The organism is Rathayibacter sp. AY1F2, from assembly GCF_002930885.1.
In the GTDB taxonomy this organism is placed as follows: Bacteria; Actinomycetota; Actinomycetes; order Actinomycetales; family Microbacteriaceae; genus Rathayibacter.
Window position 1 is genome coordinate 66,537 of the sequence record NZ_PSVG01000011.1, and the last position, 14,289, is coordinate 80,825.

The following is a 14,289-nucleotide window of genomic DNA, read 5'->3' on the forward strand; positions in this document are numbered from 1 at the left end:
TCGACCCGCTCCGCAGGCGGGAGGCGCCCGCAGACGCACGAGAACCCCCGACAGCCGTGAGGCCGCCGGGGGTTCCGTCGTTCCGAGCCGGGATCAGCCGGTGTTCTGCAGCCCCGCCGCGACTCCGTTGACCGCGAGCAGGAGCAGCCGCTGGTTCTGCTCCGTCCCGGATCCGCCCGGGTCGGTGCGGAGCGCCTTCAGTGCGCGCAGCTGCAGGAGCGAGAGCGCGTTGACGTACGGGGTGCGCAGGCGCACGGCACGGCCGAGCACGCGGTGGCCCGTGAGCAGGCTCTCCTCGCCGGTGATCGAGAGCACCCACCGGCGGGTGAGCGCCATCTCGTCGAGCACGAGTCCGGCGAGGTCGTCGCGGGAGTCGAGGGCGAGGTACCGGCGGGCGATGCCCTCGTCGGTCTTCGCGAGCGACATCTCGACGTTGTCGACCATCGTCGTGAACAGCGGCCAGGAGGCGTAGGCCTCGCGGAGCAGGTCGAGGTCGCCGACGGCCTCGAGCGCGCTGCCCAGCCCGAACCAGCCGGTCAGGTTGACGCGGGCCTGGGTCCAGGCGAAGACCCACGGGATCGCTCGCAGGTCCTCGAGCGACTCGACGGAGAGGCCGCGGCGGGCCGGACGCGAGCCGAGGGCGAGCAGGCCCACCTCCTCCTGCGGGGTGACCCGGGCGAACCACGGCGCGAAGCCGTCGGCCTTCACGAGCTCGAAGAAGCGGCGGCGCGACTCGCGGTCCATCGTCGCCGCCACCTCGGCGAAGCGCTCCGCGGCGCCCGCGTTGCGCTCGCCGACCGCGGGGGAGGAGGCGAGCAGCGTCGCTCCCGCCACCTGCTCGATGTGCCGGGTGGCGATGTCCGGGTTGCCGTAGCGGGCGAAGATGACCTCGCCCTGCTCCGTCAGCTTGAAGCGGCCGTCCACCGATCCGGGCGGCTGCGCGAGGACGGCCCGGTTGGCCGGCCCGCCGCCGCGGCCGAGCGCTCCGCCGCGCCCGTGGAACAGCGTGAGCACGATGCCCTCGTCGGCCGCCCACTGCGCGATGCGCGCCTGCGCGTCGTAGAGCGCGAGCGTCGCCGAGACCGGTCCGACGTCCTTCGACGAGTCGGAGTAGCCGAGCATCACCTCGAGCCGGTTGCCGGTGGCCGCGAGGCGCGCCTGCACCTGGGGGAGGCGGATCATCTCGGCGAGGATGTCGGTCGAGGCGTCGAGGTCGGCGAAGGTCTCGAAGAGCGGGACCGCGTCGATGATCGGCGGCTTGCCGTCGGTCGCCGCCTCGGCCAGTTCGAAGACCGTCCGCAGGTCGTCGGCCGACTGCGTGAAGGAGACGATGTACCGCCTCGCCGCGTCGGTGCCGAAGCGCTCCTGGACCTTCGCGATCGCCCGGAACACCGACAGGACCTCGAGGCCGCGCTCGTCGAGCTCCTCGCCGGCGCGGATCGCGGCGATCGTCTCGCGGTGCACCTTCGAGTGCTGGCGCACCTCGATCTCGGCGAGGTGGAAGCCGAAGGTCTCGAGCTGCCAGACGAAGTCCTGGAGGTCGCCGTAGGCGGCGCGGACGTCCTCGGCCTCGACCAGGGACTCCTGGAGGGTGCGCAGCTCGGCCAGCAGCTCGGCGGCGGCGGAGTAGGCCAGCGGCCCCTCGGACCGGGTCGCGGCCAGGCGCTCGGCCGCGAAGAGCAGGACGCGGCGGTGCGCCTCGTTGGGCGAGCGCTCGGCGATGTCGGCGGCGAGCTCGGGAGCCCGCTCGACGCAGGAGGCCCAGAGCGCCTCGACGGCGGCCGACGGGGGAGTGGTCGACGCGTCGAGGGTCAGCGCGCGGCCCACGCGGCGGGCGACCCGCTCGAGGCCCATGAGGACGTGCTCGGAGGCGATGTCCACCGCAGCGAGGGTCGTCTCGGCGGTGACGAAGGGATTGCCGTCGCGGTCGCCGCCGATCCAGGTGCCCAGGCGGACGAAGGCCGGTGCGACCGGAGCCCGGGTGCCCGAGCCCTCGCCGAGCAGAGCGTCGTCGAGGCGGCGGTAGACGCGGGGGAGCACCGAGAACAGCGACTCGTCGAAGACGCTCATCGCGGTGCGCACCTCGTCGAGGGGAGTGGGCTTGGACTCGCGCAGCGGAGCGGTGCGCCACAGCGTGTCGACCTCGGCCAGCAGCTTGCGGCGGATCTCCACCAGCACGACGCCGCCCATGCGCGGGTCGTCGCGCTGCTCGAGCAGGTCGCTGATGCGGCGGATGGTCGAGGCCACTGCGCGGCGGCGCGCCTCGGTCGGGTGCGCCGTGAGGACCGGGCGGAACTCCAGTCGGGACAGGCGCGCGAACGCCTCGTCCTCCCCGAGCTCCCCGGTCAGCCGGCGCATCGAGGCGAGGATCGAGTCCTCGGGCGACTGCGCGCCGGCGTCGGCCTCGCGCCGGCGCAGCACGCGGACGCGGTGGAACTCCTCCGCCACGTTGACGAGGTGGAAGTAGCAGGTGAACGCCCGGGCGACCTCCTCGGCGCGCTCGAGCGTGAGCGAGGCGACGAACTCCTCCGCCTCCGCGGTCCCGGCGGCGTCGCCGCTGTCGTAGGCGCTGATCGTGAGCGCGCGCAGGCGCTCCACGTCCTCGTAGAGGGAGGGCTCGCCCGACTCGCGGAGCACCTGGCCGAGCAGCTCGCCCAGCAGGTGGACGTCGGCGCGGATCCTCTCGTCGAGCGGAGGCGCGGTCGTCCCGTCGGCGGAGGAGGGGGCGGTGGCGGAGGCGGGTGCTGCGGTCGCGGCGGACGCGTCGGAGAACGGATGCACGGGAGAGACCTTAGCGGCGGTGCGTATCGAGCACATGACGCCTGCGTCACGATCCGAACTGGAATGATCGAGGGGTGACCGTGACAACCGCACCCCCCGCTCCCGCCGTCCAGACCGAGCAGGCGGCACCCCATGTCGTCGTGCTGTTCGGCGCCGTCGGCGACCTGGCCCGGCGCAAGCTCATCCCGGGGATGGCCCACCTCGCGCTCTCCTCCCTCGCACCGGACCTGCAGATCGTCGGCACCTCGCTCGAGGAGCACGACGACGCCTCGTTCCGCGCCTTCGCGAAGCTGGCCTACGACGAGTTCGGGAGCCGCTCCCTGACGCCGGCGCAGTGGGACGAGTTCGCGTCCAAGCTCCGCTACGTCCCGCAGTCCGCCGGCCCGGCCGCGCTGGCCGCCGCCGTGACCGACGCCGAGGCGGTCCTCGGCCCGGACGTGAGCCGGCTGCACTACCTCAGCGTCCCGCCCAGGGCAGCTCTCTCCGTCGTGCGGATGCTCGCCGAGGCCGGGCTGGTCGAGCGCTCGCGGATCATCATGGAGAAGCCGTTCGGCGTCGACCTCGAGAGCGCGGTCGTCCTCAACGCGGAGCTCCACGAGACCTTCAGCGAGGAGCAGATCTTCCGGATCGACCACTTCCTCGGCAAGGAGCCGGCGCAGAACATCCTCGCCTTCCGCTTCGCCAACGGCCTCTTCGAGCCCATCTGGAACCGCAACTTCATCGATCACGTCCAGATCGACATCCCCGAGCGCCTCACGCTCGACCGTCGCGCCGAGTTCTACGAGTCCACCGGCGCGTACAAGGACATGGTCGTCACCCACCTCTTCCAGGTGCTGGCGTTCATGGCGATGGAGCCGCCGACCGCGCTGGAGCCCCAGGCCATCAGCGAGGAGAAGAACAAGGTCTTCCGCTCGATGCGTCCGCTGAACCCCGAGAACGTGGTGCGCGGCCAGTACATCGGCTACCGCGACGAGCCGGGCGTCGCCGCCGACTCCGAGACCGACACCTTCGTCGCGCTGAAGTGCGAGATCGACAACTGGCGCTGGGCGGGAGTGCCGTTCTACCTCCGCACCGGCAAGCGGATGGCCGAGGGCCAGCGCATCATCTCGATCGCGTTCCGCGAGCCCCCGAAGAGCATGTTCCCGCAGGGCTCCGGAGTCGGTGCCCACGGCCCGGACCACCTCACCTTCGACCTGGCGGACGCCTCGAAGGTCTCGCTCTCGTTCTACGGGAAGCGCCCCGGTCCCGGCATGCGGCTCGACAAGCTGAGCATGCAGTTCGCGCTCCAGGAGACCGACCGCGCGGGCGACGCGCTCGAGGCCTACGAGCGCCTGATCCTCGACGCGATGCGCGGAGACCACACGCTGTTCACCACCGCGGAGGGCATCGAGCGGCTCTGGGAGGTCTCCGCGCCCCTCCTGCAGGATCCGCCGCCCGTCCGTCTCTACGCGCCCGGCTCCTGGGGGCCGAACGCCATCCACCAGCTGATCGCGCCGCACGCCTGGCGCCTGCCGTTCGAGCGGGTCTGGCGCGACAAGCGCTGACCACGCCGCCGTGCGCCCCGCCTAGGCTGGGCGCATGGCGCGCACCGGTGAGGACCGGATCTGGACGGTCCCGAACGTCCTCAGCATGGTGCGCCTCGCCCTGGTGCCGGTGTTCCTCGTGCTCGTGGTCCTCGGTGAGGACGCGCTCGCGCTCCTGACCCTCGTGGTCTCGAGCCTCACCGACTACCTCGACGGCTGGATCGCGCGCCGCTTCGACCAGATGACGCGCCTCGGACGCGTCCTCGATCCGGCCGCCGACCGGCTCTACATCTTCGCCACCGTCCTGGGCCTCGCGGCCCGCGGACTGGTGCCCTGGTGGCTGGTCGCCGTGCTGCTCGCCCGCGACCTGATGCTCGTGGTCCTGGCGGTCGTCCTGGCGAACAACGGCTACGGACCGCTTCCCGTGCACCACCTGGGGAAATTCGCGACCTTCTGCCTCTTCTACGCGCTCCCGCTGATCATGCTGGGGCAGGCGTTCCCGGCCCTCGCGCCCGCCTCGCTCCCCATCGCCTGGGCCTTCGCGCTGTGGGGCGCATTCCTCTACTGGTGGGCCGGGATCGTCTACGCCGTCCAGACGCGGGACCTCGTCCTGGGGGTCCGCACAGGTGCTCAGGGGTCCGACGAGGGTCACGATTCGGATACGCTGACCTGATAGGAGGTACGTCTTGGTCGAGCCCGTCGGTGGAGCATCATCCGCCCAGCACAATTCCGTTCCCGGTGAGCCGTCGACGGAGACGACTCTGACGTTCACCGACGACATCGGTGCCCAGCTCGCCGCTCTCGACAACCGCGCGTCCCGCGAGGAGGCCGAGGCCGTCGGGGCTCTGCCCTCGGGATCCGCGCTGCTGGTCGTGCGCCGCGGACCGAACACCGGCGCCCGCTTCCTCCTCGACACCGACTCCACGACGGTCGGCCGTCACCCCGACGCGGGCATCTTCCTCGACGACGTCACGGTCTCGCGCCGGCACGCCGAGTTCGTCCGCCGCGGCACGGCGTTCGAGGTCCACGACCTCGGCTCCCTGAACGGCACCTACTTCGACGGGGTCCGGATCGAGTCCGCGATCCTCACCGACGGCTCCGAGGTGCAGGTCGGCAAGTTCCGACTCACCTTCTACGCGTCCCGCGCCGACCTCGTCGCCGCTCCGGACGCGTGAGCCGTGGGCCGCTCCTCCGCGCGCGCCCTCCCCACCGGCTCCGCCGCTCTGCTGAGCATCGGGCAGGTGCTGGCCAGGCTGACCAGTGAGTTCCCGGACGTCACCCCGTCCAAGCTGCGCTTCCTCGAGGAGCAGGGGCTCGTCTCGCCGGCCCGCACCGACTCCGGCTACCGCAAGTTCTCGGGCTCCGACGTCGAGCGGCTCCGGATGATCCTCGCTCTGCAGCGCGACCACTACCTCCCCCTCAAGGTCATCCGCGGATACCTCGACGACATCGACGCCGGACGCGAGCCCGCCCTGCCGGCCGGTGTCGGGGGTCCGAGCGCCTCGCTCCTCGGCCCCGCCACGCGGTTGACCCGCGAGGGCCTCGCGGCCGAGTCCGGTGCCACGCCCGCTCTCGTCCAGGAGGCCATCGCCGCCGGGCTCGTGCGGGGCGGCGACGTGTTCGGGGACGAGGCCGTGACGACGCTCAAGGCGCTCGTCGACCTCGGCCGATCCGGTATCGAGCCCCGCCATCTCCGACCGCTCCGCGTCGCCGTCGAGCGCGAGATGTCGCTCATCGAGAGCGTCGTCGCCTCCAGCGCCCGCCGCGGAGAGGCGTCCGGCTCCGCCGGCGCTGCCGAGAACGCGGTGGGGCTCGCGACCCAGCTGGGCACGATCCGCGGGGCGATGGTGCGCAGCGCCCTCTCGCGGATCGCCCGCTCGTGAGGGCCGCGCCGCCGGCCGTCGGGCGGCCCGTGCGACACGCCGCGGCGCCGAGGCCGATGTCGTTTACTCGGCCTGCGCCGGTCGGTACGGTAGGGAGCGCGTTCGGAGGATCCGGCGTCCGGATCCGAGAGGCACAGGGATGAGAGAAGTCAGCCGCGACGTCAGCGGCCAGCGCGACCTCGTCCTGTTCACCGACGGACTGCCCGAGCTCGACGCCGACGCGGGCTACCGCGGGGCCGTCGCGGCGCGCGCCGCGGGGATCACCTACCGGCAGCTCGACTACTGGGCGCGGACCGAGCTCGTCGAGCCCACCGTGCGCGGCGCGTCCGGCTCCGGAACGCAGCGCCTCTACGGCTTCCGCGACATCCTCGTGCTGAAGCTGGTCAAGCGCCTGCTCGACACCGGGATCTCGCTCCAGCAGATCCGCACGGCGGTCAACCAGCTCCGCGAGTCCGGGGTCGACGACCTCGCGCAGACGACCCTGATGAGCGACGGCGCGAGCGTCTACCTCTGCACCTCGAACGACGAGGTCATCGACCTGCTCAGCCGCGGCCAGGGCGTCTTCGGCATCGCCGTCGGCAAGGTCCTCCGCGAAGTCGAGTCGAGCCTCGTCGAGCTCGACCATCAGTCGGTCGACCCGGGCGACGAGCTCGCCCAGCGCCGCGCCTCCCGCCGCGTCGGCTGACCGCCCACCCCTCGCGGGTCGGCCGCGGCCCCGGGGACTCCGGGGTCTCCTCCGCGCGCTCAGCTGATCAGGAGCGGACCTGCCTGCAGCCGTGCTGAGCGGGCAACGGGCGGCACCCGAGTCTCACCGAGCTGGTCGAATGGCGGGCCCCGCCCGCGTGATCCGTCCGCCGGACGCGAGCTCCCCGCCGATCACGCCCGCTAGCATGCGGGTCCGATGACGGGCTCCGTCCGTGTCCCGCCCTGCGGATCCGACGATGGGCTCCGCCCGCGCATCGAGAGCCCGCGCTGAACTCCGACGCCGAGCGTCCGCCGGCGCCGTCCCTGGCACTCCTCGGGCACCGAGCATCGCCCGCGTCCCGAGACCTCGAGCCGGAGGAGTCCGGCGGACCCGCCGGCCCTAGGTCGCGGCGGGGACCTGCTCGCCGATGCGACCGGTGCGGATCACGCGGTCGAGCAGCAGGTCGAAGTTGTGCGCCATCTCCTGAGCGCTCTCCCCGGGCCAGACGTGCACGGGCTTCGCCGCGCCCTGCGCCTGCTGGAGGGAGGTGCGCTCCGGGAGCTGCGGGCTGAGCACGAGCGGTCCGAACATGTCGCGCAGCTCCTTGATCCGGAACTGGTGCTCCAGCGACTGGACGCGGGCGCGGTTGACGATGATGCCCAGTGGCTGGAGGCGCGGGCTGAGTCCGCGGCGGATCTCCTCGATCGCCCGGAGCGCCCGGTCGGCGGCGGCCACCGAGAACAGGCCCGGCTCCGTGACGACGGCGACGCGGTCGCTCGCGGCCCAGGCCGTGCGGGTCAGGGCGTTGAGCGACGGGGCGCAGTCGATCAGCACGAGGTCGTAGTCGGCCTCGACGCTCGCGAGGGCCTCCTCGAGCTTCCAGATGTCGCGGATGCTGGGGTGCGGCCCGTCGAAGTTGATCGCGGAGGGGCTGCCGATCAGCACGTCGATCGTGCCGTGGTGCTCCTTGGTCCAGCCGGAGGGGGCGATCGCCGAGCGGACGATCTTCTCCTTCGGCGACGTCAGGACGTCGGCGATGTTGAGGTGGCCGGCGACGTTGATGTCCATTCCGGTCGACACGTCGGACTGGGGATCGAGGTCGACGACCAGCGTTCGCAGGCCCTTCGAGAACGCCGCGGATGCAAGGCCGAGCGTCACCGTGGTCTTGCCGACGCCGCCCTTGAGGGAGCTCACGCTGAGTACATGCATGGCTGACTACTTTACGTTCCTCCGGGCGGCAGAACCTAACCGTTCGCTGCACGCGCCGTCCGCGCCGCATCCGGAAGCGGGCCGCACTAGCAGTCGGAGCGCGCTCCGACCAAGCCGCCCGGCGCGATCCGGGCCCGCCGGTACACTCGTCCTGAGCGGAAGGAGGCTCGTTCGCATGGATGAGCGCAACGACGAACAGCCCGACACCGGCACCGGTCCCACGCCGCGGACCGCCATGGACGCGGCTCGGGAATCGGGTCAGTACTCCCCGCGAGCGAGCGACACCGCTCCGACCCTCCTGCCCGACGGCGTGCGGATCACCCCGCCCGGCCCGCGGCGCCGCTCCACCGCCCCCGCTCCGGTCGAGGACGAGGACGCGATCGACGTCGGCCGCCTCGGCCTGCCGCCCTCGCGCTCGCACGCTCTCGCGCCCCCGGAGCCGAGTCCTGCTCCGACCCCCTCACCGGCTCCCGCTCACCCGTCCGGCGCGAACGGACCGGTCTCGGCGGGGATCCCCGCCCGAGCGGAGTCCGCCGAGAAGCCCGCGGCGTCCGAGTCCGCGGGGGAGCCCGCCGCCGTCCCCACGCGCCGCGACCGCCTCCGCGCCGAGTCCTCGAGCGCCGCTCCCGCCCCGTCCGCGCCGAGCGCCGCCGTCCCCGAGTCGGCGTCGATGCTCACCCCGGACAGGCTCCTGGAGGTCAACCGCAAGACCCGCCCCGCTCCCACGGGCGGCTGGCACCGCTTCCTCTACGGCCTGACCTTCCACACGGTCAACCTCGGCGACTCCGCGAAGGTGAAGGCGTGGAAGGCGATGGACGAGCGGATCGGCCGGCAGTTCGAGGGCGGCACCCGCTTCGTCCCGGTCATGACCCGCAAGGGCGGCGTCGGTAAGACGACGGTCACGACGCTCCTGGGCATGGCCCTCGCCGATGCGCGCGAGGACCGCATCATCGCGGTCGACGCGAACCCCGACCGCGGCACCCTGGCCGAGCGCGTCCCCAAGCAGACGCGGGCGACCGTCCGCGATGTCGTGAACCGCGCGGCCGGCGTGACCGGATTCACCGAGTTCTCGACGATGGTCTCCCGCGACGAGACCCGCCTCGACGTCCTCGCCTCCGACACCGACCCGCAGCTCTCCGAGGCCTTCGACGAGGACGACTACAACGTGGTCGCCGATCTGGTCGAGCGCTTCTACTCGATCATGCTCACCGACTGCGGCACGGGCATCGTGCACTCGGTGATGCGGCCCACGCTGCAGCGCGCCGACACAGTGGTGATCGTCTCGGGCGGCAGCGTCGACGAGGCCCGCCTGGCCTCCGAGACCCTCACCTGGCTGGACGCGAACGGCTACGGCGCCCTGGTGCGCAACGCGGTCGTCGCGCTCAACACGGCGACGCAGGGCACGAGCCTGGTGAAGCTGGAGGAGATCGAGTCGCACTTCCGCTCCCGCGTCCGCGACATCGTCCGCATCCCCTACGACCCGGTGCTCGCCGCCGGCTCCGTGGTGAAGTGGGAGCAGCTGCGCGAGGGCACGAAGGACGCCGCACGCCTGCTCGCCGCGCTCGTGGTCGAGGGCATGCCGGTCCGACGTGTCTGAGCCCCGGGGCTCCGGGGCGGCGTCCGCCGCGCACCAGGACCGCACCGACGGGCCCGACGCGTCCACCGACGCCTTCGACCTGATCGTCGTCGGGGCCGGCTCCGGCAACTCGATCGTCGGTCCGGAGTTCGACGGCCTGCGGGTCGCGATCCTCGACGACGGCGAGTGGTTCGGCGGCACCTGCCTCAACGCCGGCTGCATCCCGACCAAGATGTTCGTCCACGTCGCCGACGTGGTCACCGACGTCGACCAGGGCGGCCCGATCGGCGTCCACTCCCGCCTCCGCCGCCCCGAGTGGGCCGAGGTGCGCGACCGTGTGTTCGGCCGGATCGACGCGATCAGCGAGGGCGGTTTCGAGTACCGCGATCAGCGCTCCCCGAACGTGACCGTCCTCCGCGAGAGCTTCGGCTTCGAGTCGCTCGGAGACGGCGACCGCCCGCACGTCCTCGTCAGCGCCAGCGGTGCCCGCATCAGTGCTCCGCAGGTGGTCGTGGCCGCCGGCTCGCGGCCCAGGCCGCTCCTCGCCGCGTACGAGCCGGACCCCCGCATCCAGGACTCGTCCTCGGTCATGCGGCTCGACGAGCTCCCCGAGCGGATGCTGATCCTCGGCGGCGGCGCCGTGGCCGTCGAGTTCGCCCACGTCTTCTCCTCCTTCGGCACGGCCGTGACCGTCGCCGTCCGCGGCGACCGCCTCCTCCGCGCCCTCGACGAGGACGTCTCGCGCCGGTTCACCGGGATCGCCGCCGAGCGGTACACGGTGCTCACCGGAGTGAGCGCCGAGAGCGTCGACGCCCGCCCTGACGGGCTCCGCGTCGCCCTCAGCGACGGCACGACGGTCGAGACCGACCTGCTGCTCGTCGCGCTCGGCCGCGACCCCAACAGCGACACGGTCGCCGCCGCCTCCGTCGGGATCGATCTGCACGAGGACGGCCGGATCAGCGTCGACACCGAGCAGCGCGTCCTCTCCGGCGGACGCCCCGTGCCCGGCCTCTTCGCCCTCGGCGACGTGTCGTCGCGCTGGCAGCTCAAGCACGTCGCCAACCACGAGGCGCGCCTCGTGGCGCACAACCTCCTGCACCCGGGCGAGCTGCTCTCCAACACCCTCTCGCCGGTGCCCGGCGCGATCTTCGCCCACCCGCAGATCGCCCACTTCGGGCTCACCGCGGCCGAGGCGCGGGACCAGGGCCTGGACGTCGTCACCGTCACCCAGGAGTACGGCTCCACCGCGTTCGGCTGGGCGCTCGAGGACGACTCCAGCGCCTGCCTCCTGGTCGTCGGCATCGACGGCGCCCTCCTCGGCGCGCACATCATCGGGCCGCAGGCCAGTATCCTCATTCAGCCGCTCGTCCAGGCCGCCAGCGCCGGCACCGGCATCCGCGGACTCGCCCGCAGCCAGTACTGGCCGCACCCCGCAGCGAGTGAAGTCGTCGAGAACGCCCTCCTGAGCGCGGAGGAGGCCCTGAGGGAGCGCACCACATGACCGAACGCCAGATCCGCATCTTCGGGGACCCGGTGCTGAAGACCCGGTCCACGACCATCGAGACGGTCGACGTCGGCGTCCGCGGCCTCGTCGAGGACCTCGTCGACAGCGTCCGACCGCCCGGACGCGCCGGCGTCGCAGCCCCCCAGATCGGCGTCAACCTCCGCGCCTTCAGCTACAACGTCGACGGCGTCATCGGGTACATCCTCAACCCCGAGATCATCGAGCTCAGCGGGGACCCGCGACCGGTCGACGAGGGCTGCCTCTCCGTCCCGAACCTCTGGTACCCCGCGATCCGCTACCCGCACGCGAAGGTCCGCGGCACCGACCTCGACGGCAACGAGATCGTCCTCGAAGGCGACGGCCTCATGGCCCAGGCCCTCCAGCACGAATGCGACCACCTCGACGGACGCCTCTACCTCGACCGCCTCTCCCAGGACGACCGCCGCGCCGCCATGAAGGCCGTCCGGGAATCCGACTGGTTCTGAGTTCGATTCCGGGCCGGTCCCTGCCCGGCCCGGCGCGGTCGGCTTTTCGGGGTGGGCGCGTTCTGTGGAGCGTCGTGCGTTCCGCCGACGGGAAAGCGCTGGGACGCGCTTTCCCGGATACGGCTGTGTCGAGGGGGGCGGTCCCTGCCCGGCTCCGCGCGGTCGGCTTTTCGGGGTGGGCGCGTTCTGTGGAGCGTCGTGCGTTCCGCCGACGGGAAAGCGCTGGGACGCGCTTTCCCGGATACGGCTGTGTTGAGGGGAGCCGGTCCTTGCCCGGCTCCACGCAGTCGGCCGCTCGAGGTGGGCGCGTTCCATGGAGCGTCGTGCGTTCCGCCGACGGGAAAGCGCTGGGACGCGCTTTCCCGGATCCGGCTGTGTTGGTGGGGAGCCGGTCCCTGCCAGGCCCGGCGCGGTCGGCTCAGCGAGGTGGGGGCGTTCCGTGGAGCGTCGGGCGTTCCGCCGACGGGAAAGCGCTGGGACGCGATTTCCCGGATACGGCTGTGTTGGTGGGGAGCCGGTCCTTGCCCGGCTCCGCGCAGTCGGCCGCTCAAGATGGGCGCGTTCCGTCGAGCGTCGTGCGTTCCGCCGACGGGAAAGCGCTGGGACGCGCTTTTCCGGATACGGCTGTGTTGAGGGGGAGCCGGTCCCTGCCCGGCCCGGCGCGGTCGGCACCGCGACAGGGGCGCGTCGAGGAGAGCGTCGGGCGTTCCGCCGACGGGATAGAGCTGGGCGCGCTGTCCCGGAGGCGGCTGCGATCGGGACGGCCTGCTGGTGACGCGGGGAGAGCGCGGGGTCAGCGGAGGGAGATGCCCTCGGTGGCGGGGGCGGCGGAGTAGACGGCGGCGATGGTGTCGGCGAAGTCGGCGAGGATGACGTTGCGCTTGATGCTCATCTTCGGAGTCAGGTGACCGCTCGCCTCCGTGAACTCGGTCGGGAGGATCACGAACTTCCGGATCGACTCTGCACGGGACACGCGCTCGTTCGCCGCGTCGACGGCCCGCTGCACCTCGGCCAGAACGACCGGGTTCACGGCCGCGTCCTCGAGTGAGAGACCCTTGTCCTGCCCGTTGTTCGCGAGCCACGTCGGCAGCATCTCGGAGTCGAGCGTGACCAGTGCGGCGATGAACGGGCGCTGGTCGCCGACGACGACGACCTGGCCGACCAGCGGGTTCGCGCGGATCGGATCCTCCAGCGCCGCCGGAGCGACGTTCTTGCCGCCGGCGGTGACGATGATCTCCTTCTTCCGCCCGGTGACGCGCAGGTACCCGTCCTCGTCCAGGGTTCCGAGGTCGCCCGTGCGGAACCACTCGCCGTCGAAGGACTCGGCCGTCGCCGCCTCGTTGTTCCAGTAGCCGCCGAAGACGTCGATCCCGCGCACCTGGATCTCGCCGTCGCCCGCGATCCGGATCGAGACCCCGGGCATCGCCGGGCCCACCGAGCCGATCTTGAACCGCTCGGTGCGGTTGACCGTGGCGGGCGCCGTCGTCTCCGTGAGGCCGTAGCCCTCGAGGATCTTGATGCCGAGGCTGTGGAAGAAGTGCCCGAGCCGGTCCCCCAGCGGCGCCGAGCCGGACACCGCGAAGCGGACGTTCCCGCCCATGGCGGTGCGCAGCTTCGAGTAGACGAGCCGGTCGAAGAGGAGGAACTGCAGCTTCAGCGCGAGCGGCACCGAGCCCGCCTCGAGCGCCATCGAGTGGGCGACGGCGACGTCGGCCGCGCGGCGGAAGATCTTCCCCTTCCCCCCGGCCTCGGCCTTCTGCTCGGCGGAGTTGTAGACCTTCTCGAACACGCGCGGCACGGCCAGGAGGAACGTCGGCTTGAAGGACGCGAGCGAGGGGAGCAGCTGCCTGGTGTCGGCCTGGTGCCCCACCTTCACCCCGCCGTGCACGCAGAGGATCGCGATGAAGCGGGCGAACACGTGCGCCGTGGTGATGAACAGCAGCGTCGACGCGCCGGGCTGGTGGATCAGCTCCGTCAGGGCGACCGCCGAGTTGCGGCTGAGCTCGACGAAGTTCGAGTGCCGGATGATGCAGCCCTTGGGGCGGCCGGTGGAGCCGGAGGTGTAGATGATCGTCGCGATGTCGGTGCCGGTCGCCAGCGAGCGGCGGCGCTCGATCTCGGCGTCCGGCACGTCGACGCCGCGCGCGACGAGCTTGTCCAGATCGCCCAGCCCGATCTGCCAGGCGAGTCGGACCTCGGGAAGGTCGGCGCGGATCTCGTCGAAGCGGGCGAAGTGCTCGGGAGTCTCGACGATCACGGCGTGCGCGCCGGAGTCGGCGAGGTTCCACTGCACCTGCGCGGGGGAGGAGGTCTCATACACCGGGACGAGGATCCCGCCGGCGAACCAGACGGCGAAGTCGATCAGCGTCCACTCGTAGCGCGTCTTGCAGATCAGCCCGACCTTCTCGCCCGGCTCGAGGCCGGCGGCGACGAAGCCCTTCGCGAGGGCCGTGACCTGGTCGAGGAACTCCTGCGCCGTCACATCGCGCCAGCCGTCGCCGTCGGGCAGCGCGAAGAGCGGGCGATCGGGTGTCTCGCGGACGCGGTCCAGCAGGAGGGCGGTCGTGTTGGCCTGGGGATCGGCCGGAACCACCAGGGGGGAGTCGAACTGGTCCACGGCAACTCCTTCGGTACCTGAATGAA

Annotated in this window: 11 protein-coding genes; 8 read left to right on the plus strand and 3 right to left on the minus strand. The window is 72.0% G+C overall.

Annotated features, from left to right (window positions below; genetic code table 11):
• Positions 1-93 precede the first annotated feature (93 nt).
• Positions 94-2,817 (minus strand): phosphoenolpyruvate carboxylase, encoded by a 2,724-nt coding sequence (locus C5C54_RS10370; protein ID WP_104222571.1) that lies wholly within the window; start codon positions 2,815-2,817, stop codon positions 94-96.
• A 44-nt stretch (positions 2,818-2,861) separates the two neighbouring features.
• Here C5C54_RS10370 and zwf point away from each other — a divergent pair, with 44 nt between their 5' ends.
• From zwf to C5C54_RS10395, 5 genes are all read left to right on the plus strand, one after another.
• Positions 2,862-4,325, plus strand: coding sequence for a glucose-6-phosphate dehydrogenase (zwf, locus tag C5C54_RS10375; RefSeq protein ID WP_104225448.1), 1,464 nt, complete (start codon positions 2,862-2,864; stop codon positions 4,323-4,325).
• Positions 4,326-4,359: 34 nt separating this feature from the next.
• On the plus strand, positions 4,360-4,977 hold the full coding sequence (locus C5C54_RS10380; RefSeq protein WP_104222572.1) for a CDP-alcohol phosphatidyltransferase family protein: 618 nt from the start codon (positions 4,360-4,362) through the stop codon (positions 4,975-4,977).
• Between the two features lie 13 nt (positions 4,978-4,990).
• A complete protein-coding gene (locus C5C54_RS10385) occupies positions 4,991-5,479 on the plus strand; it encodes an FHA domain-containing protein (protein ID WP_104222573.1) in 489 nt (162 codons plus the stop codon).
• Positions 5,480-5,482: 3 nt separating this feature from the next.
• Positions 5,483-6,187 (plus strand): MerR family transcriptional regulator, encoded by a 705-nt coding sequence (locus C5C54_RS10390; protein ID WP_104222574.1) that lies wholly within the window; start codon positions 5,483-5,485, stop codon positions 6,185-6,187.
• Positions 6,188-6,326: 139 nt separating this feature from the next.
• The gene (locus tag C5C54_RS10395) at positions 6,327-6,872 is read left to right on the plus strand and encodes a MerR family transcriptional regulator (RefSeq protein ID WP_104222575.1); all 546 of its coding nucleotides are present in this window, start codon (positions 6,327-6,329) and stop codon (positions 6,870-6,872) included.
• Positions 6,873-7,271: 399 nt separating this feature from the next.
• Here C5C54_RS10395 and C5C54_RS10400 read toward each other — a convergent pair whose 3' ends face one another.
• Complete coding sequence (locus tag C5C54_RS10400) at positions 7,272-8,081, minus strand: ParA family protein (RefSeq protein WP_104222576.1); 810 nt, start codon at positions 8,079-8,081, stop codon at positions 7,272-7,274.
• 175 nt (positions 8,082-8,256) lie between these two features.
• Between C5C54_RS10400 and C5C54_RS10405 the strand changes: the two genes are divergently transcribed.
• The 3 genes from C5C54_RS10405 to def are packed head-to-tail and all read left to right on the plus strand — an operon-like array spanning position 8,257 to position 11,646.
• Positions 8,257-9,678, plus strand: a complete 1,422-nt coding sequence (locus C5C54_RS10405) for a MinD/ParA family protein (RefSeq protein WP_258063289.1) — start codon at positions 8,257-8,259, stop codon at positions 9,676-9,678.
• Positions 9,671-11,158, plus strand: coding sequence for a mycothione reductase (locus C5C54_RS10410; RefSeq protein ID WP_104288298.1), 1,488 nt, complete (start codon positions 9,671-9,673; stop codon positions 11,156-11,158). Before C5C54_RS10405 ends, C5C54_RS10410 begins: the two co-directional genes overlap by 8 nt.
• Positions 11,155-11,646 carry a peptide deformylase gene (gene def / locus C5C54_RS10415; protein WP_104273474.1) on the plus strand — a complete coding sequence of 164 codons (492 nt, stop codon included), beginning with the start codon at positions 11,155-11,157 and terminating at the stop codon, positions 11,644-11,646. Before C5C54_RS10410 ends, def begins: the two co-directional genes overlap by 4 nt.
• A 793-nt stretch (positions 11,647-12,439) precedes the next feature.
• Here the strand turns inward: def and C5C54_RS10420 are convergent.
• Entirely contained in the window at positions 12,440-14,263 is a 1,824-nt protein-coding gene (locus tag C5C54_RS10420) for a long-chain fatty acid--CoA ligase (RefSeq protein ID WP_104247148.1), read from the minus strand.
• Positions 14,264-14,289 lie beyond the last annotated feature (26 nt).